Consider the following 18,654-nt stretch of genomic DNA (forward strand, 5'->3'; position numbering starts at 1 on the left):
GCTGTGCCGGAACTCTTTCGTGCTGAACCAGCGCGCTTAAACAACTAGCTAGTCAGACCGTGCGCGGTCCAAGCCCGATTAGGCCTGTGAGGGCACTCGCTACAGAGGCCACGAACAACGAGAAGAACACCCAAATTGCGTGTGACCGCGGGCGTGTCAGGCTGCTTTCTTTGGTTACTTTCTTTGCAGCAGCAAAGAAAGTGACTGCCGCCCCGCACAGGGGCAACGCCAATAAACCGACGCGAATACGGGATCCGGCGAAAACCCCAACTCGAGTCTCAGCCGATCAAAATTCGTTGTCCCAATCGCCGACTGCCAGAATCGGGAAACAGCATCGCGCCGACGCGCTCCGGCTCGATCCCGAAGGTCTCTCCCGCCGCACTCGCGATGACTGCATCGAGCCCGATCGTCGGCTTGAGGTCGCGCGCCTGATAGAGCGATGCATTCGCGAGTCCCGGCCAATCCGCGATCACGCGCCCGCCCGCCACCGCGCCGCCGACGATCATCGCCGCCGACGCCGTGCCGTGATCCGTGCCGCCCGTGCCATTCGCCGCCGCAGTGCGGCCGAACTCCGTCGCAACGACCACCGTCGTGTTCGCCCAATGTTCGCCGAGTCCATTGCGCAAAGCCGCGAGCATCGTATCGAGCGCCTTCAGTTGCGCGGCGAGGCGCGGGTTCTGCGCGCTGTGCGTGTCCCAGCCGCCGGTTTCGATCATCGCGATGCGCGGGCCGTCCGGCTTGCTCAGAAAGCCCGCCGCGAGCTTGCCGAGGCTCGCCGGGTCCTGACGCGCGCCCGCATCGGCGGCGAGGCCGCGCGCCTGCATTGCGGCATCCCAGAGCGGATGGAGCTGCGCATCGCCCGCATAGAGTTGCGAAACACGCGTGATGAGGTCGTCCGGCGCCTGCGGCAGCGACGACGGCGCGTACGACGTCACGTCCGCGCGGCCACGCAAGGCGAGCGGCACGGTCGGCGCGAACGCGACGGCATCGGCGCGCGGCGTGGGCAGCATCGAAAGAAGGCGGTTCATCCAGCCGTCCTTCAGCCGATACGGCGCGTTGCCGCCGGTTTCGAGCACGTTCTGGCCGTCGAAGTGCGAGCGCTCGCGATACGGCGACGCGACCGCGTGCACGAACAGCGCCTGCCTGTCGCGATACATCTGCGCGACCTGCGCAAGCGCCGGATGCAGCGCGAACATGCCGTCGAGCTTCGTCGCGCCCGATGCGTCGATCGCGAGCGGCCCGCGCAACGTCGCGTAAGCCGGATCGCCGTAAGGCACGACGATGTTCAGCCCGTCGGCCGCGCCGCGCTGGATCACGAACACGAAGCGCCGTTCGGTGTCGGCGGAAGCGAACACGAACTGCGGCGCGACGAGCATCGCGCCGGCGCTCGCGCCCGCGCACCAGAGGAATTGGCGACGCGTCAGCATGGATTCATCTCCTCAGAAAGTCTGGCGACACGAGCAGCAGCGCGAGCGCGGTCGGCGCGCTTTCGGCGCGTGACACGGCATTGGCGGTCGCATCGGACAGCGAACCGGGAAGCAGTTGCGGACCGAGCGTTCGGGCGTCGAGCCGGTCACCCGCGCGCGCCGCGAAGCGCTGCGCAAGCTCGACGCGGCGCACGAGCGCATCGGGCGCGGCCCAGCTCGCGGCGATATCGTCGTAACCGGCGGGCGAGCCGGGACGCCAGACCTGCTGGCCTAGTTGTGTGAGCAGCGGCGCGGCGCGCACGCCTTGCAGATCGGTGCGGCCGAGTCCGCGCAGCGATGAGACGGTCCAGTCCCACGGCGTCTTGAACTTGGCGGACGCGGGCTGCCACGCCTGCGGCGCGTCGATCAGCGCGCGATAGACCGAAGGCAGATCGCCGCCCGTATCGCTGAAGACGTTCGCGAGCTGATCGACGAGCGCGGGCGGCGGCGTATCGGCGATGAAATGGCGCGCGAGCTTCTCCGCGATGTGATGCGCGGTCGCGCGCGCGTTCGCCAGATCGTGCAGCACGGCAAGCGGCTGCGCTTCGTCAACCTGCGCGTATTGCGTGCTCATCACGGTACGCACGCCCGGCTCGTGCAGACGCGGACGGAACACGAACTGTCCGGGCGGCGTCGGATCGTTGCGATTGTTCGCGGCTGCCGTCATCGCGCCGAGGCTCCAGCCGGTGAGCGCGCGGGCGAACTCGGTCACGTCGGCCTGGGTGTAGCCGCTGCGCACACCGAGCGTATGCAACTCCATGATCTCGCGCGCGAGGTTTTCGTTGAGCCCGCGCTGGTTGTCGGGATTGCGCATCGCGGCGCGCGCGGCGGCGGGACTGTCGGGTCCGACCGAGCGCGCCTGATCCAGAAAGATCTGCATCGCCGGATGCCGCTCGGCCGCGACGAGCATGTCCTCGAAACGCCCGAGCACATGCGGGCGGATCGCTTCGTTCTCGAACGATCCGGCGAGCATCGCGACGGGCGGCTTTTCGATCGACACGGCGAAATGGTTCGCCCAGAAATGCACCAGCCGTTCGATGAAAGGCGTGTTCGTCGTGAGCGCGCTCGTCATGCGCGCATCGACGGCATCGCGGTAGGCGTCGCGAATCTGTTCGCTGTACTGCTTGCGCACGGCAGGCTTGTCGGCGTCGCTCGCGTCGCGCAGCGCGCGCTGGCGCTCGGCGAAACGCGCGGCGAGCGCGGCGCTCGATGGCTGGCTGCTCAGCGCGGACGGCATCGGTTGGTACGCGCTCTTGGGTGGATCGGCCTGTTCGATGAGCCAGCCGCGCGGATCGGCGGGCAGCGGCTCGCCCGGACGCGCGCCGAGCCCGAAGCGGTTCACCGCGATGGCGGCAGGCGAGAGTGACGGCGCGATGGCCATGACGTGCTCCGAAGTGCTCGATGCCGGTTAAACGCTGGTGCGCGGAAAATCCGTCGCGCGATTCATTGCTTGGGCCGCGCGTCGGGTGGAAGGGCGCGCAGCGGACCGTAACGTTCCATCGCCGCGACGAGCTTCAGCCGTTCGTCGGGCGTGAGCGTCGACGCGAAGTCCGCGACCGTGCCTTCGATACGCGCGCGCAACGCGGCATCGGCCTGGCGCGTGCGGGCGAGGGCATCGTCGAGCGCACGACGATCGAAGTCGCGCGCCGCGAGGCTTTGCGCGAGATCGATACGCCCGTCGCGCGCATCGCGGATCAGCGGCAGGCTCGCGCGGCGCGTCTCGCGCAACGCGTCGCGCAACTGGCGCTGGCGCTCGGCGGAGAGATCGGCGGCGGCGAAGCGGATGCCGCGCGGCTGCGCGGCCTCGGTGCGCTGCTGCGCGAACCATCGATACGCGCCGCCCGCGATCGATCCGATCAGAAACACATTCAGCACGAGCGACACCGCCGCGAGCGTCTTCAGCGTGCGTGGTCTCATTGATCGCTCCAGTCGGAAGGGGCGCCGCCGAAGGCCGTGCCCGAATAGGATTGCTCGAACCAGCCGCCATGCGCGCTGTCGCCCGGCGCAGGTGCGGGCACGAGCAGCGAAACCAGCAGCGCGCCCGCCGCGACGCCCGCCGCGCCCGCGCCGACGAACCCCACGCCCGAGAACCAGATGCGCGGACGCCGCCAGAAGGCGCGCGCGGGTTGCGCCGGCGCCGACGCGACGATGCGCCGCGCGAGCGCCGGGCTCGGCGCGGCGACGGCGTGTGCATCGAGCATGCCGTCGAGCGCGTGCGCTTCGGCGAGCGCGGCGAGCGTCTGCGCGTCGCCCGCATGCACGAGCGCGAGCGCCGCGTCGCGTTCGCCCGCAGGCCAGCGTTCCGGCGACGCGCCGTAGGCCTCCGTGAGTTGTCGGAATCGTTCGGGTGTCATCGATGTTCCTTCGGGGCGTCGTCGCCGGTGTTCGCGAGATCCGCAAGCGCGGTCCTGAGGTTGCGCCGCGCGCGGGCGAGCAGGCTTTCGAGCGCCTCGACGCTCACGCCCATCGCCGCCGCCGCTTCCGCGTTCGACAGTTCCTGGTAGTACTGCAGCACGAGCGCTTCGCGCTGACGCGCGGGCAGCGTGGCGAGCGCCCGTCGAATGTGCGCGCTCGCGTGCGCCGTATCGAGACGTTCGTCGGGCAAGGGCGCGAGATCGGCTTGCTCCGGCCAGTCATCGGACACGCTCGTCTCCCGATGACGCCGCAGACGGTCATAGCAGAGATTGAGCGTCACGCGATGCAGCCACGTATCGAAGCGCGCGGACCCGGACCGCCACTTCGGGGCGATCTTCCAGATGCGCAGGAACGCTTCCTGAGCCACGTCGTCGGCCTCGTCACGGTCGCCGAGCATGCGCGCCGCGAGCGCGACGATGCGCGGGAGCTTGCGCGCGACCATCTCGCGGACGGCTCCCGCTTCCCGATTGCCGACGCGGGCAATGAGCGCGGTATCCGGATCTTCTTCTTCGTTCAATGTGGTGTCGGGTCTCGTTGCGCATGTCGGACTGCTCGCGGGCGAGGCGAATCGACGCCTTCGCCCGCATCCTCAGTAAACGACGACCGGCCCGCGATAGTAGACAGGCCGCGCCGGATACACGACGCAGCCAGTCAGCGTCGCGGCGACCAGCGCGGCCGCAAGCAATGCCTTCAGCATGATGAGCCACCTCGATTCGATCGTGTCACGCCCAGTGCCCTTCGACCCAGCGCCAGTTCGGCCCGTGCTGCACCCAATGTCCCGGAATCCAGCGATAACCCGCGCGCACCGGCCGCCAGTGTCCCGGCGCCCAGACGTAGCCGCCATGCGCCCAGCGCCAGTGGCCCGGATCCCATGCGTAACCGGCGCGCGGCGGCGGAGGCGCTTCGACGCGGGCCGGCGGTGGCGCGGACGGCGCGATGATGATGGCCTGCGCGTGCGCGGGCTCGCTGTGCAGGGCAGCGAATGAAACCGCGATGACCGGCGCGAGCATCGCGGCCGCAAGCGCCGCACGCAGCGGCGAAGGTGTTTTTCTCATGAAGTGTCCCGTCGTTTCAGGTTGCGACGAGACATTGAACGCAGTGGCGCGGCGATTTCCGTCGCGCTTGCGGCGGCGAATTTGTAACCGGTTTTTACGCGAACGCGTCCAGTCCGTCGACGAGACGTTTCGCGAGGCGCGGCTGACGCAGTTGCTCGGTCCACCATTGCAGCGCGCGGCCTTCGTGATCTCCACGCCAGGCGACATACAGAACGTTCGGCTCGCGCGGATCGGCGGTTTCCTTTTCGACGAGCTCGCCGCGCGCGAGCAGCGTTGCCACGCGATGCCGCGGCACCCAGCCTGTGCCCAGTCCGTGCCGCTGCGCGAGGATTTTCGCGCGCATCGTCGGCACGGCGAACGCGGCCTGGCCGCCGAGCAAGCCGTACGCGCGTCCCGCCGATCGCGACGAATCCGCGACGACGACCGCCCGATGCGCCGCGATCTGCTCGCGCCTGAGCGGCCCGTCCACTTGCGCGAGCGGATGCCGCGAAGACACCGCGAACACCCACTGCATCACGCCGAGTTCGAACCAGCGCAGGCCGGGAATCGCGGGCGGCTCGTTGGTCGCGCCGACGATCAGATCGGCGCGGCCGTCGCGCAACGCTTCCCAGGTGCCGCTCAGGACTTCGTGCGTGATGCGCAGCGCGACGCCGGAGTCGAGCGCATCGAAGGCCTGCACGACCGGCAGCAGTGTCTCGAATTCGAGGATTTCATCGCAGACGATCCACAGCCGGTCTTCCCAGCCGCTCGCGATCTGTTTGACGCGCTGCGCGAGCCGCGACACGTCGAGCATCAGGCGCGACGCTTCGTCGGCGAGCAGATGACCGGCGGGCGTCAACTGCAGACGATAGCGGCGCCGGTCGAACAGCAACGCGTCGAAGCGCGTTTCAAGCTGGCGCGCGGCATGCGAGACCGTCGACGGCGCCCTGCCGAGCCGCGCCGCGGCGCGCGACAGGCTGCCGGTTTCGCGGATCGCGTCGAGCAGCGAGAGTTCGTCCTCTGACAACATGTTCGACTCCATCGAACGAGTTCATCGTCCGGATCGTACGGCAAAACCGGCGCGGCGGTCCAATATGAGCTTCATCGAACCAACCAACCTTCGATGGAGCTGAACGATGAAAGCCTTCCTTCACACGATGCGCCGTGCCGCCGGCGTGCTGCTGGCCGCCGCCGCCCTGCAACCGCTCGCGCATGCCGGGAACGCGCCGCGCGCGCCGCAACCGTCCGCCGCCGCGAGCGCGATCCAGTCGCGTACGATCGACGCGAACGGCGTCGAACTGCACTATCTGCAAGCCGGGCAGGGCGATGCGACGCCCGTCGTGCTCCTGCACGGCTACACGGAAACGAGCCGCATGTGGCAGCCGCTGATGACGCGTCTCGCGAGCGAGCGCGTGGTGATCGCGCCCGATCTGCCGGGCGCCGGCGGCTCGGCGATGCCCGCTTCCGGCTACGACAAGAAGACGCTCGCGCAAGACATCCACGCTATGGTGCAGGCGCTCGGATTTCGCAAGGTGAAGCTCGTCGGACATGACATCGGGCTGATGGTCGCGTATGCGTACGCGGCGCAGTATCCCGACGAAGTGGAAAGCATCGTGCTGATGGACGCGTTTTTGCCCGGCGTTGGCGACTGGCAGAAAGTCTGGCTGCTGCGCGACAAATGGCACTTCAACTTCTACGGCGACACGCCGGAAAAGCTCGTGCGGGGCCGCGAACGCACCTTCTTCGAGCATTTCTGGAACGACTTCGCCGCCGATCCCGCGCATTCTGTGAGCGAAGCCGATCGCCGTTATTATTCGGCGCAATATGCGCGCAACGGCCGCATGCGCGCGGGCTTCGAATACTTCCACGCGTTCCCGCAAGACGCGGAGGACTTCGCCGCCTTCGCGAAAACGCCGCTCGCCATGCCGATGCTCGTCCTTACCGGCGAGCGCGCGTCGGGCACGTTCCTGATCGATCAGGCGAAGCTCGTCGCGACGAACGTGCAGGGCGTGGTCGTGCCGGGCGCGGGCCACTGGCTGATGGAAGAAGCGCCGGATGCGACGATGGCGCAACTCGTGCGCTTCATCGACGCGCCTTCATCCAACTGATATCTATCGATGCCGTCGCACGCGTCGTGCGACGGCAAATAGGGAGCATCGAAATGGGCCTTCTCGTCGACGGGCGATGGCAGGACAAGTGGTACGACACGTCGTCCACGGGCGGACGCTTCGTGCGAAAGGACGCCGCGTTCCGCAACTGGGTGACGGCTGATGGCGATACCGGCTTCAAGGCCGAGGCGGGGCGTTACCACCTTTATGTGAGTCTCGCGTGCCCGTGGGCGCATCGCACGCTCATCATGCGCGCGCTGAAGGGGCTGGAAGGGATGATCGACGTTTCGGTCGTAAACTGGCTGATGCTGGAAAACGGCTGGACCTTCGACCACGCGCCGGGCGTCGTGCCCGACCCGATCAACGCTGCGCGCTTTCTGCATCAGGTCTACACCGCCGCCGATCCGCACTATTCCGGGCGCGTGACCGTGCCGATTCTCTGGGACAAGGCGCGCGGGACGATCGTCAACAACGAGTCGTCGGAGATCATTCGGATGCTGAATTCGGCGTTCGACGGTATCGGCGCGAAACCGGGCGATTATTATTCGCACGAGTTGCGCGGCGAGATCGACGCGCTCAACGCGCGCATCTACGACACGGTCAACAACGGCGTCTACAAGGCGGGCTTCGCGACGACGCAGGCCGCCTACGAAGAAGCGGTGATGCCGCTGTTCGAGACGCTCGACTTCCTCGAAGAACGTCTGGGCACGCGCCGCTATCTGACGGGCGAGCGCTTCACCGAAGCGGACATCCGCCTCTTCACGACGCTCGTGCGTTTCGATGCGGTGTATGTCGGCCACTTCAAGTGCAACCTGCGGCGCATCGCGGATTATCCGCATCTTTCGGCGTACGTGCGCGAGATCTACCGGATGCCGGGCGTCGCCGCGACGGTGAACTTCGAGCATATCAAGCGGCATTACTACGAGAGCCATCGGACGATCAATCCGACGGGCATCGTGCCCGCCGGACCGGTGCTCGGGTTCGACGCGGCTTAGTCGTAGCGGTACACGCCGCGCTTCGTCTTGCGGCCGAGGCGTCCCGCCGAGACGAGCTCGCGCAGCAGCGGGCACGCGCGGTATTTCGAATCGCCGAAGTCCTTGAGGAACACGTCCATCACCGAGAGGCACACGTCGAGGCCGATCAGGTCGGCGAGCGCGAGCGGGCCGATCGGATGATTCGCGCCGAGCCTCATGCCCGCGTCGATTTCCTCCGCGCTCGCGACGCCCTCGTAGAGCACGTAGAACGCTTCGTTGATCATCGGCACGAGAATGCGGTTGACGACGAAGCCCGGCGAGTTGCGCACGCCGATCGGCGATTTGTCGAGCTTCTCGGTGAGTTCGCGCACGGCGGACGCGGTTTCGTCGCTCGTCTGCACGCCGCGAATCACTTCGACGAGTTGCAGCAGCGGCACCGGATTGAAGAAGTGCATGCCGATGAAGCGCTCGGGCGTGGCGAGCGTCGCGGCTAGCGCGGTGATCGAGATCGACGACGTGTTCGACGCGATGATCGCATCGGCGCGCGCGGCGCCTTCGATCTGCTTCAGGATGCGATTCTTCAGCTCGACGTTCTCCGTCGCGGCTTCGATCACGATGTCGGCTTCGGAAAGGCGCGCGTAATCGGTCGAGGTCTCGATGCGCTTCAACGCCGCATCGCGCGCCGGCGCCTCCAGCTTGTCCTTCGATACGAGCCGCTCCAGGCTGCCCGTGAGCGCGGCGACGCCCTTGGCGAGCGCGGCGTCGGTGACGTCGATCAGCACCACTTTGAAGCCCGCGACGGCCGCGACCTGCGCGATGCCGTTGCCCATGGTTCCCGCGCCGACGATGCCGACGGTCTGAATGGTCATGTCCTGCTCCTCCTTGATCTGCGCCGGCGCGAGCGGCCGGCAAAACGGAAATGGTCGAAAGCGCGCACGGCGCGTCCAGGGACGATTCTAACCAGCGACGCGGGCCGCGACGTTACCCGAAAGCCGTCAAATCTCGCGGCGCAATGCCGTTTGCATGACAGAAGGCAGCGTAACGGTCCCAGCCGCTTCGCCAGTTTTCGGCGGCGAGCACCTGGCCTTCGTCGTTCACGAAGAGCAGTTCGCCCTGGATGATGTTGAGCGTGACGATATCCGCGCTGCGCGAAACCGCCGGCAGCGCTTCGGGCGTGTGGCTCGATCCGGCCGTTTCGTATACGACGCTTCCCGGCTCCGCGATCCAGTCGTGCTCGCGATACTTCCAGCGTCCCTCGACCGTATAGACGATCACCGTTCCCGTATGGCGATGCCGCGGCATCTGCCCTTTGGCAGGCGCCTTCATGAGCGCGATGACCTCGCCGCGGATCGGGTCGAGCTTGAAATACTTGACGAGCACGCGCGCGCTGTACGGCGTGAACGGCACCCACGGCAGGTCCGCGTCGTTGAGGCAAGTGGTCTGGATCTGTTCGAACAGCATGGTGTCGGCTCCTGGCATTCAGCAGTGCATTGTAGGCAGTGCGGAGCCCGGCGAACATCGGCCGAACGGACGACCCCTTCGTCCGAGCCGGATCGTCCGGTATCTGCTATCGTCCCGCCATGCCAACCATCATCACCGTATCCAATCTGTCCAAGACCTACGGGTCGGGCTTCCGCGCGCTCAAGGACGTGAACCTGGAGATCCGGCGCGGCGAGATTTTCGCGCTGCTCGGCCCGAACGGGGCGGGCAAGACGACGCTCATCAGCACCGTGTGCGGCATCGTGAATCCGAGCGCGGGCAAGGTCACCGTCGCCGGGCACGATATCCTCACGGATTATCGCGCCGCGCGCGCGATGATCGGCCTCGTGCCGCAAGAACTCACCACCGACGCCTTCGAAACCGTCTGGGCGACCGTGTCGTTCAGCCGCGGCCTGTTCGGCCGGCCGAAGAATCCGGCGCATATCGAGAAGGTGCTGAAGTCGCTCTCGCTCTGGAGCAAGAAGGACAACAAGATCATGACGCTTTCGGGCGGCATGAAGCGGCGCGTCCTGATTGCGAAGGCGCTCGCGCACGAACCCGAAATCCTCTTTCTCGACGAGCCTACCGCGGGCGTCGATGTCGAACTGCGCCGCGACATGTGGGGCCTCGTGCGCGAGCTGCAGAGCAACGGCGTGACCATCATCCTGACGACGCATTACATCGAGGAAGCGGAGGAGATGGCGGACCGCATCGGCGTCATCAATCGCGGGGAGATCGTGCTCGTCGAGGAGAAGCGCGAACTGATGCGCAAGCTCGGGCAGAAGAAGCTCACGCTGCAACTCGAACATCCGCTCGCGGAAATCCCCGGCGCGCTTCAGCCCTACGGCCTCACGCGTTCAGCGGACGGCGCCGAGCTCACGTACACGTATGACGCGCATGACGAGCCGGGCCGCATCATCGCGCTGCTGCGCCACGTCGACGAAGCCGGCGTGCGTTTCAAGGATCTGCAAACGACGCAAAGCTCGCTCGAAGACATTTTCGTGAGCCTCGTCAGGGAAACCAAATGAATCTATACGCCGTTCGCGCGATCTACCGTTTCGAGATGGCGCGCGCCGGACGCACGCTGATGCAGAGCATCGTGTCGCCGGTCATTTCCACCTCGCTTTACTTCGTCGTCTTCGGCGCGGCCATCGGCTCGCGCATTCCGGAAGTCGATGGCATCAGCTATGGCGCGTTCATCGTGCCGGGCCTCGTGATGTTGTCGCTGCTGACGCAGAGCATCGCCAACGCGTCTTTCGGCATCTATTTTCCGAAGTTCACCGGGACGATCTACGAGCTGTTGTCCGCGCCGGTGTCGTACTTCGAGCTCGTCCTGAGCTACGTGGGCGCGGCGGCGACCAAATCCGTGATCCTCGGCCTGATCATTCTTCTGACCGCACGATTATTCGTGCCGCTCAGAATCGACCATCCGGTCTGGATGATCGTGTTTCTGCTGCTCACGTCGGTGACGTTCAGCCTGCTCGGGTTCATCATCGGCGTATGGGCGGACGGCTTCGAGAAGCTGCAGATCATTCCGCTCCTGATCGTCACGCCGCTCACCTTTCTCGGCGGCAGCTTCTATTCGATCAACATCCTGCCGCCGTTCTGGAAGACCGTCGCGCTGTTCAATCCGGTCGTCTATCTGATCAGCGGCTTTCGCTGGAGCTTTTACGGACTCGCCGATGTTCAGGTCGGCGTGAGTTTCGGCATGACGCTGGTCTTTCTTGCGGTGTTCATCGCGATCGTCGCGTGGATCTTCAAGACGGGATACCGGCTTAAAACCTAGCACGGCGCGGCACGAGGGCGTTCATCGGATGAAAATCATGAGACGCACGAAGCGGAGTTTTCTCGGTGTGATGGCGGCCGCGTTCGCGGGCGGTGGCGCGCGTTCCGCGCCCGCCAGATCCTACGAGATCGATCACAGCAGCGCCGACTGGCGTCGACGTCTGTCCGCCGAGCAATTCCGCGTGCTCAGGCGCGGCGGCACCGAGCCGCCGTTCGCGAGTCCGCTGCTCAAGGAGCACCGTGACGGCATGTATGGATGCGCCGGGTGCGGGCTCGCGCTATTCTCATCGTCGGCGAAGTTCGACAGCGGCACTGGCTGGCCGAGCTTCTGGAAACCGCTCGACGGCGCCGTCGCGATGCACGCCGACGCGACCGGCCACATGCGCAACGAGGTGCATTGCCGGCGCTGCGGCGGGCATCTCGGCCATGTCTTCGACGACGGGCCGAAGCCCACGGGCCTGCGCTACTGCATGAACGGCGCGGCGCTCGAATTTCTTCACGATGAAGCCTGACATCGCGCATCCATCCACTTTTCTCACGACTTTCTCATGAACGCACCCGAACTCAAGCTCGATCGCGCGAAGACGGCGCTCGTGCTGATCGATCTGCAGGCGGGCATCGCCGCCTTGCCCGTGCAACCTCACGACGCCGCGAGCGTGCTCGCCAACGCGCGCGCGCTCGCCGATCGCTTCCGTGCGCTCGGCGCGCCCGTAGTGCTCGTCAAGGTGGCGTTCCCGAACAGCCCCGGCGGACTGCGCCCGATCACCGACGCGGGGCAGGCGCAGGAAGCGCCGGAGCCCTCGGGCTGGAGTGAGCTGTGCGCGGAACTGGACGTGCAGGCGTCGGATATCGTCGTCACCAAGCGGCAATGGGGCGCGTTCTACAACACCGACCTCGACTCGCACTTGCGCCGCCGCGGCATCGATACGATCGTGCTGGGCGGCATCGCGACGGCCATCGGCGTGGATTCGACCGCGCGCGGGGCGCACGAGCGCGGTTATCAGCAAATCTTCGTCGAGGACGCGATGAGCGATCTGCACGCCGACACGCACGAATCGGCTTGCCGAAGCATCTTTCCGCGCATCGGGCGCATCCGTTCGACGGAGCAGGTGCTGGCGGCGCTGGCATAGCGGCGCGCGTCGCCTATCCTGTACCGTACGTCCGATATCGACGGACGCGAGAGGTGCGGTGATGGCGGCAATTCCGAAAGTAGCGATCGCGTGCCAGGGCGGCGGCAGCCATGCGGCGTTCGCCGCGGGCGTGCTAGAACGGCTGCTCAGCGACGAGTGCTTCAACCGCTTCGAACTCGTGGCGCTGTCCGGAACCTCGGGCGGCGCGATGTGCAGCGCGCTCGCGTGGGCGGGCCTGCTGCTCGACGGCCCCGCCGACGCCCGGCGACGCCTCGCCGGTTTCTGGAAGGATCTGGAGGCGCGCGACGGCCCGGATATCTTCGCCAATGCGCTCGGGACGTGGTACGCGCGGCTTCCTGTCAACGCCGAAATCAGCCCGTATCTGTATCCGCCGGTCGCCGAGGAGCGCCTGCGCGAACTGCTCGACAAGCATCTGCCGTTCGCGTCGCTGCCGACGGAGCCGGCGCGGCGCGCGCGGCCCACGCTGCTCGTCGGCGCGACCGACGTGCAAACCGGCGACCGCGTGATCTTCCCCGGAGACACGCTCGATCAGGACCGGCTGGTTGCATCGGCCGCGGTGCCGCCGCTGTATCGCGCGGTCGCGGCCGACGGCCGCATGTGCTGGGACGGCCTCTTCAGCAGCAATCCGCCGGTGCGCGAATTCACCGATTTCGCCATCGACATGCGGCCCGACGAAATCTGGGTCGTGCAGATCAATCCGCAATATCGACGCGAGTTGCCTGAATCGATGAACGAGATCATCGACCGGCGCAACGAACTGTCCGGCAATCTTGCGCTCGGGCAGGAGCTTTACTTCACGACGCGCGTGAACGAGCTGCTGAAGGCCGACGAATCGCTCGCCAAGCGCTACAAACCGATCAAGGTGCGCGTCGTGCAGATGCATCTCGATGCGAAGGATTATCCGGGGCCACTCGATTACGCATCTAAGCTGGATCGCAATCCGGCGCTGATCCACGCGCTGATCCGCAAGGGGCGCGAGCGCGCGGAATGGTTCTTCGACGCGCGGTCCGACTGGCCGAGGGAAGGCACGGCCCCGCACAAGAGCGTCTATGCGACGACGCCGGCGGCGGTATCGGCGAAAGCGTAAGGAAAGATTCGCAGTCCGAGATAGTCGAGCGAATGTTTTATCGTTTAGGAAAAATCTGGTGGTGCCGGCTCAGGCGATCCCCTATTTTTGAGTGACTCGCTGGCGGGACCCCGCCTGCCAGTCCGAGAGCGTCCGTTCATCCCCGTGTCCGGACGCCGCGCTTATCCCCGAGCGCTGGACGCGCGGTGCCTCCGCGCCGCGCGTCCCTTTTTCCATGCTGTCACGGCGTCGTCATGCCGGCGTCGAAGCCACCAGCCGAACCCGCGTGATCTCGGACGGCGCGCCCAGCCGTTTCGGCGGTCCCCAGTAGCCGGTGCCCCGGCTCGTATAGACCCACAGCCCGCCGACCTTCTCCAGCCCTGCGACGAACGGCTGCTGCAGGCGCACAAAGAAATTCCACGGCAGGAACTGGCCGCCGTGCGTGTGTCCCGAGAGTTGCAACGTGAAGCCCGCCTCGGCTGCCGCCGTGGCGCTGCGGGGCTGGTGGGCGAGCAGCACGCGCACGGTGGCGTCGTCGGGCGCGCCGCTGATCGCCTTGGCGGGATCGCTGCGATGCGCGGGATCGAAACTGCCCGCGCTGAAATCCGTGACGCCCGCAATCACGGCTCGCGCGCCGTCGTGATCCAGCACGACATGCTGATTGAGCAGCACGGTCAGGCCGAGACGGCGGAATTCGGCGATCCACTTGTCCGCGCCCGAGTAATACTCGTGATTGCCGGTGACGAGAAACGCGCCATGCCGCGCGGTGAGGCCCGCGAGCGGGCGCGTGTGGTCGGCGAGATTCGGCACGGTGCCGTCGACGACATCGCCCGTCACCGCGATCAGATCCGGTTCGAGCCCGTTCACCGCCGCGACGATGCGTTCCACATAGTGGCGTTTGATCGTCGGTCCGACGTGGATGTCGCTGATCTGCACGATCGTGAAGCCGACGAGCGCGGCCGGCAGATCGGCGATGGGCACATCCACGCTCACGACCGGCGCGCGCCGCCGCGCGTTGTAGAAGCCGATCGCGGAGAGCAGCACGGCGAAGAGCGGCACGGCGAGCGCGCTATACGCGACGAGCGCCGGCGAGCCTACGGGTACGCCGCGCAGCCAGTCGACGAGATGCACGAAGAACAGCATCACATCGCGCGCAAAGGTCAACAGCAGCAGCGACGAGAAAAACCCGAGCGCGGTCAGCCCGAGCCAGGCGAGGCGGTCCGCCAGCGACTGCGGTTCGATCTGGCGTGCCGCCATGCCGAGCGGAATGACGATGACCGATGCCGCGAGCAGAACGGCAGCCAGCACTTTGAGCGGCAGGCCGACCGGCGCGTCCGGAATGAGCCGCACGCCGACATAGAGATGAAACAGAACGCCGATGCCGATGAAGCGGAGGAAGAAAGCCGAGCGTCGCATAGCGCCCCTGGAAGGATCGAAGAAGCGGCGAGAAGAGGGAGCGGTGTGCGCCCGGGCCGGATATGGCGCTGATTTTACCGGTTAGACGCCGGGCGCGCTTTCGACCGTTTCAGGCAGGAGGCCAAGTCGTAACATATCGTGTGATGAGTTGGAATCGCGGGGAGGCGCGCGGTATAACTATCCCGGCCTCGCCCACGATCGCGAGGTCTTGCGAATGAAATAATCTGTACAACAAATTTAGTTCGAGGAATGATGCAATGAACCTGAAACTCTCTGCGATTTCGATTCTCTGCGCATCGGCAATCGTTGCGTCGATGGGCTCCGCCATGGCCCAGAACGCGCCGCTCGCGAAGTCGGCTCAGGAGATCGTCGGCCAGGCCGAGCCGATTCACGTCCAGGCGACCATCGTGGGCATCGACGCCGCCAACCGGACGCTGACCGTGCGTGGCCCGCGCGGCGACGCGCTGGTGCTCGTGAATAAGGAAGTCACCAACTTCGACAAGCTGCACATCGGCGATCGCGTCGACGTGCTCTACAAGAATGCGTTGCTGGTGAGTGCAGAGAAGATGAAGAGCAACGGCACACGCGCGCGTACGGACACGACGACCTATCAGCCGACGTCGGGTGCGAACGGCACGACGGGCTTCGACGCGACGCGTCAGGTCGAAGTCATCGCGACGGTCGAGAGCGTCAACAACAAGAAGCACACGATCGCGTTGCGCGGCCCGTGGCGTACCGAGACGTTTGATCTGACGCCGGATATCGCAGCGGAGAAGCTGAAGAAGGGCGACACGATCCACGCGGTTTTCGTCTCGGCGACGGCAGTGCAAGTGACCCCGGCAAGCGCTGCGAACTGAGTCGGCGAGACCTCGAAGAAAAGCCTCGGCACGCGCGTGCCGAGGCTTTTTGACTTTCACATGCCTGATCGCGCGATCAGACGGCCATGCAGAGATACTTGATGACGACGTAGTCGTCGATGCCGTAGTGCGAGCCTTCGCGGCCGAGGCCCGACTGCTTCACGCCGCCGAACGGCGCGACTTCGTTGGAGATCAGCCCGGTGTTGATGCCGACCATGCCGTACTCCAGCGCTTCGGCCACGCGCCAGATGCGGCCGATGTCGCGGCTATAGAAGTACGCGGCGAGGCCGAACTCGGTGTCGTTGGCGAGGCGCACGACTTCGTCATCGGACGAGAATTTGAAGATCGGCGCGAGCGGACCGAAGGTTTCTTCCTTCGCCACTTTCATGGCGGGCGTGACGTCGGCAAGCACGGTCGGCTCGAAGAAGCCGTGACCGAGCGCGTGACGCTTGCCGCCGGCGACGAGCGTCGCGCCTTTCGCGAGCGCATCCTCGATGTGCGATTCGACCTTCTTCACGGCCGCTTCGTTGATGAGCGGCCCGAGCGCCACGCCGCTTTCCGTGCCGTGTCCGACCTTCATCTTGCCGACCGCTGCGGCGAGCTTTTGCGCGAACGCATCGTAGACGCGCTCGTGCACGTAGAAGCGGTTCGTGCAGACGCAGGTTTGTCCGCTGTTGCGATACTTCGATGCGATCGCGCCTTCGACCGCCGCGTCGAGATCGGCGTCGTCGAATACGATGAACGGTGCGTTGCCGCCGAGTTCGAGCGATACCTTCTTGACGGTCGGTGCGCTCTGCGCCATCAGCAGACGGCCCACGGCGGTCGAGCCGGTGAACGACAGCTTGCGCACGATCGGGTTGCCCGTCATCTCTGCGCCGATGGCTTTCGGATCGCCCGTGACGATCGACAGCACGCCTTTCGGCACGCCAGCGCGTTCGGCGAGGACCGCCATCGCGAGTGCGGAGAACGGCGTCGCTTCAGCGGGCTTCACGACGATCGGGCAACCGGCGGCGAGCGCCGGTCCGACCTTGCGCGTGATCATCGCGGCGGGGAAGTTCCACGGCGTGATCGCGGCGCACACGCCGATCGGCTCCTTCGTGACGACGATGCGCTTGTCGGCGGCGGGGGAGGCGAGGGTATCTCCGGCGACGCGCTTGCCTTCTTCCGCGAACCATTCGATGAACGAGGCGGCGTAGGCGATCTCGCCTTTTGCCTCGGCGAGCGGCTTGCCTTGTTCGGTCGTGAGGATGAGCGCCAGATCGTCGGCGTTGGCCGTCATCAGGTCGAACCAGCGGCGCAGGATGATCGCGCGGTCTTTGGCGGTCTTGTTGCGCCATGCTGGCCAGGCGGCGTTTGCGGCGTCGATGGCGCGGCGGGTTTCGGTTGCGCCCATCTTCGGCACGGTGCCGAGGGTTTCGCCGGTTGCGGGGTTCACGACGGGGAAGGTCGCCTTGTCGTCGGCGTGTTGCCATTCACCGTCGATGTAGGCTTCGTGACGCAGGAGCGTCGGGTCCTTCAGTTGGTTCTTTATGCTCATGTTTGCTCGTGTCCTTTGGGTTGTGTCGGTAAGAAAAAATCAGACCGCAACCCCAACGGTTTCCGTCAGCACATCTTCCAGAATGCCGACGGCTTCCTCGAAAACCTGCTCCTGAATGGTGAGCGGAAACAGAAACCGCACGACGTTCGAATAGACACCGCACACGAGCAGCAACAACCCACGCTCCAGCGCACGCGTCTGCACGAGTTTGGCGAAGGCCGCATCCGCATCATGCGAACCGGGCTTGCAGAACTCCACAGCAATCATCGCGCCGGGCCCGCGCACATCGGCGATCTGCGGCACCTCGCCCTTGAGCGCTTCGAGCTTTGCCTTGAGCTTGTCGCCGAACACCGTCGCGCGCTCGCAGAGCTTTTCATCGTCGATGATATCGAGCACCGCATGCGCTGCCGCCACCGCGAGCGGATTGCCCGCATACGTCCCGCCGAGACCGCCCGGCGCGGCTGCGTCCATTATCTCCGCGCGCCCGACGACGCCCGACAGCGGCATGCCGCCCGCGAGCGACTTGGCGATCGTCATGAGATCGGGCACGACGTCGTAATGCTCCATGGCAAAGAGCTTGCCGGTGCGCGCGAAGCCGGTCTGCACTTCATCGGCGATGAGCAGGATGCCGTGCGTGTCGCAGATCTTGCGCAGTCCGCGCACGAACTCGACAGGCGCCGGATTGAAGCCGCCTTCGCCCTGAACCGGCTCGAAGATGATCGCCGCGACGCGCGTCGCCTCGATATCCGCCTTGAACAGATGTTCGATCGCGCGCAGCGAATCGTCCACCGACACGCCATGCAGCGCATTCGGGAACGGCGCGTGATAGACGTCCGACGGGAACGGCCCGAAGCCGATCTTGTACGGCGCGACCTTGCCGGTGAGCGCCATGCCCATCAGCGTGCGGCCGTGGAATCCGCCCGTGAACGCGATCACGCCCGGACGGCCCGTCGCCACGCGCGCGATCTTCACCGCGTTCTCGACGGCTTCCGCGCCGGTCGTGAAAAACGCGGCCTTCTTCGCATGCGAGCCCGGCGCGCGGGCGCTGATCTTCTCGGCAAGCGACACATACGACTCGTACGGCACGATCTGATACGCGGTGTGCGTGAAGCAGTCGAGTTGCGCGCGGATCGCCTCGACGATCTTCGGATGACGATGCCCCGTGTTGCACACCGCGATGCCCGCCGCGAAGTCGATGAAGCGGCGGCCCTCGACGTCCCACAGTTCCGCGTTTTCGGCGCGCGCCGCGTAGAAGTCGCACATCACGCCGACGCCGCGCGGGGTCGCGGCATTCTTGCGGGCGTGCAGATCGGCGTTCTTGAGGGGGATGCTCACAGGAATCTCCTTCGCGCGAGAGCGCATGTCG

The 18,654-nt window shown here is 66.1% G+C and carries 20 protein-coding genes; 8 read left to right on the forward strand and 12 right to left on the reverse strand.

Features of this window, described 5'->3' with window-relative positions; genetic code table 11:
• Window positions 1-278 precede the first annotated feature (278 nt).
• The 7 genes from BTHE68_RS14770 to BTHE68_RS14800 form a co-directional block, all read right to left on the reverse strand.
• Window positions 279-1,427 carry a DUF1501 domain-containing protein gene (locus tag BTHE68_RS14770; RefSeq protein WP_162067093.1) on the reverse strand — a complete coding sequence of 383 codons (1,149 nt, stop codon included), beginning with the start codon at window positions 1,425-1,427 and terminating at the stop codon, window positions 279-281.
• Between the two features lie 4 nt (window positions 1,428-1,431).
• The gene (locus BTHE68_RS14775) at window positions 1,432-2,847 is read right to left on the reverse strand and encodes a DUF1800 domain-containing protein (protein ID WP_162067094.1); all 1,416 of its coding nucleotides are present in this window, start codon (window positions 2,845-2,847) and stop codon (window positions 1,432-1,434) included.
• A gap of 62 nt (window positions 2,848-2,909) precedes the next feature.
• Window positions 2,910-3,383 (reverse strand): periplasmic heavy metal sensor, encoded by a 474-nt coding sequence (locus BTHE68_RS14780; protein WP_162067095.1) that lies wholly within the window; start codon window positions 3,381-3,383, stop codon window positions 2,910-2,912.
• On the reverse strand, window positions 3,380-3,820 hold the full coding sequence (locus BTHE68_RS14785) for a hypothetical protein (protein ID WP_162067096.1): 441 nt from the start codon (window positions 3,818-3,820) through the stop codon (window positions 3,380-3,382). Before BTHE68_RS14785 ends, BTHE68_RS14780 begins: the two co-directional genes overlap by 4 nt.
• Window positions 3,817-4,398, reverse strand: a complete 582-nt coding sequence (locus BTHE68_RS14790; RefSeq protein ID WP_162067097.1) for an RNA polymerase sigma factor — start codon at window positions 4,396-4,398, stop codon at window positions 3,817-3,819. Before BTHE68_RS14790 ends, BTHE68_RS14785 begins: the two co-directional genes overlap by 4 nt.
• 205 nt (window positions 4,399-4,603) lie before the next feature.
• On the reverse strand, window positions 4,604-4,891 hold the full coding sequence (locus BTHE68_RS14795) for a YXWGXW repeat-containing protein (protein WP_232078031.1): 288 nt from the start codon (window positions 4,889-4,891) through the stop codon (window positions 4,604-4,606).
• A gap of 139 nt (window positions 4,892-5,030) precedes the next feature.
• Window positions 5,031-5,945 carry a LysR family transcriptional regulator gene (locus BTHE68_RS14800; RefSeq protein WP_162067099.1) on the reverse strand — a complete coding sequence of 305 codons (915 nt, stop codon included), beginning with the start codon at window positions 5,943-5,945 and terminating at the stop codon, window positions 5,031-5,033.
• A gap of 106 nt (window positions 5,946-6,051) precedes the next feature.
• On the opposite strand from BTHE68_RS14800, the gene BTHE68_RS14805 reads away from it, so the two are divergent.
• Both BTHE68_RS14805 and BTHE68_RS14810 read left to right on the forward strand, forming a co-directional pair.
• The gene (locus BTHE68_RS14805; protein ID WP_162067100.1) at window positions 6,052-7,023 is read left to right on the forward strand and encodes an alpha/beta fold hydrolase; all 972 of its coding nucleotides are present in this window, start codon (window positions 6,052-6,054) and stop codon (window positions 7,021-7,023) included.
• A 53-nt stretch (window positions 7,024-7,076) separates the two neighbouring features.
• Window positions 7,077-8,018 (forward strand): glutathione S-transferase family protein, encoded by a 942-nt coding sequence (locus BTHE68_RS14810; protein WP_162067101.1) that lies wholly within the window; start codon window positions 7,077-7,079, stop codon window positions 8,016-8,018.
• On the opposite strand, the gene BTHE68_RS14815 is transcribed toward BTHE68_RS14810, so the two are convergent.
• On the reverse strand, window positions 8,015-8,866 hold the full coding sequence (locus tag BTHE68_RS14815) for a 3-hydroxybutyryl-CoA dehydrogenase (RefSeq protein WP_162067102.1): 852 nt from the start codon (window positions 8,864-8,866) through the stop codon (window positions 8,015-8,017). The two genes, BTHE68_RS14810 and BTHE68_RS14815, sit on opposite strands and share 4 nt — an antisense overlap.
• Window positions 8,867-8,978: 112 nt before the next feature.
• Entirely contained in the window at window positions 8,979-9,458 is a 480-nt protein-coding gene (locus BTHE68_RS14820; RefSeq protein ID WP_162067103.1) for a 2,4'-dihydroxyacetophenone dioxygenase family protein, read from the reverse strand.
• Window positions 9,459-9,577: 119 nt separating this feature from the next.
• On the opposite strand from BTHE68_RS14820, the gene BTHE68_RS14825 reads away from it, so the two are divergent.
• The 5 genes from BTHE68_RS14825 (at window position 9,578) to BTHE68_RS14845 (ending at window position 13,499) form a co-directional block, all read left to right on the forward strand.
• Window positions 9,578-10,504, forward strand: a complete 927-nt coding sequence (locus tag BTHE68_RS14825; protein WP_162067104.1) for an ABC transporter ATP-binding protein — start codon at window positions 9,578-9,580, stop codon at window positions 10,502-10,504.
• Window positions 10,501-11,262 carry an ABC transporter permease gene (locus BTHE68_RS14830; protein ID WP_061174602.1) on the forward strand — a complete coding sequence of 254 codons (762 nt, stop codon included), beginning with the start codon at window positions 10,501-10,503 and terminating at the stop codon, window positions 11,260-11,262. The genes BTHE68_RS14825 and BTHE68_RS14830 overlap by 4 nt, the downstream gene beginning before the upstream one ends.
• Before the next feature lie 28 nt (window positions 11,263-11,290).
• Window positions 11,291-11,773: a peptide-methionine (R)-S-oxide reductase MsrB gene (gene msrB / locus BTHE68_RS14835; protein WP_162067105.1), complete on the forward strand. Its 483-nt coding sequence runs from the start codon at window positions 11,291-11,293 to the stop codon at window positions 11,771-11,773.
• Between the two features lie 36 nt (window positions 11,774-11,809).
• Window positions 11,810-12,391, forward strand: a complete 582-nt coding sequence (locus tag BTHE68_RS14840) for a hydrolase (protein ID WP_162067106.1) — start codon at window positions 11,810-11,812, stop codon at window positions 12,389-12,391.
• A gap of 61 nt (window positions 12,392-12,452) precedes the next feature.
• Entirely contained in the window at window positions 12,453-13,499 is a 1,047-nt protein-coding gene (locus tag BTHE68_RS14845; protein WP_162067107.1) for a patatin-like phospholipase family protein, read from the forward strand.
• A gap of 231 nt (window positions 13,500-13,730) precedes the next feature.
• Here the strand turns inward: BTHE68_RS14845 and BTHE68_RS14850 are convergent, their stop codons facing one another.
• On the reverse strand, window positions 13,731-14,894 hold the full coding sequence (locus BTHE68_RS14850) for a metallophosphoesterase (RefSeq protein ID WP_162067108.1): 1,164 nt from the start codon (window positions 14,892-14,894) through the stop codon (window positions 13,731-13,733).
• A gap of 257 nt (window positions 14,895-15,151) precedes the next feature.
• On the opposite strand from BTHE68_RS14850, the gene BTHE68_RS14855 reads away from it, so the two are divergent.
• Window positions 15,152-15,751: a hypothetical protein gene (locus BTHE68_RS14855; protein ID WP_162067109.1), complete on the forward strand. Its 600-nt coding sequence runs from the start codon at window positions 15,152-15,154 to the stop codon at window positions 15,749-15,751.
• Window positions 15,752-15,827: 76 nt separating this feature from the next.
• Here BTHE68_RS14855 and BTHE68_RS14860 read toward each other — a convergent pair whose 3' ends face one another.
• Complete coding sequence (locus tag BTHE68_RS14860) at window positions 15,828-17,288, reverse strand: NAD-dependent succinate-semialdehyde dehydrogenase (RefSeq protein WP_162067110.1); 1,461 nt, start codon at window positions 17,286-17,288, stop codon at window positions 15,828-15,830.
• 39 nt (window positions 17,289-17,327) lie between these two features.
• Window positions 17,328-18,617, reverse strand: a complete 1,290-nt coding sequence (gabT, locus tag BTHE68_RS14865) for a 4-aminobutyrate--2-oxoglutarate transaminase (protein ID WP_232078032.1) — start codon at window positions 18,615-18,617, stop codon at window positions 17,328-17,330.
• Between the last annotated feature and the right edge of the window lie 37 nt (window positions 18,618-18,654).

Source organism: Burkholderia sp. THE68, assembly GCF_009938265.1.
Lineage (GTDB): Bacteria > Pseudomonadota > Gammaproteobacteria > Burkholderiales > Burkholderiaceae > Caballeronia.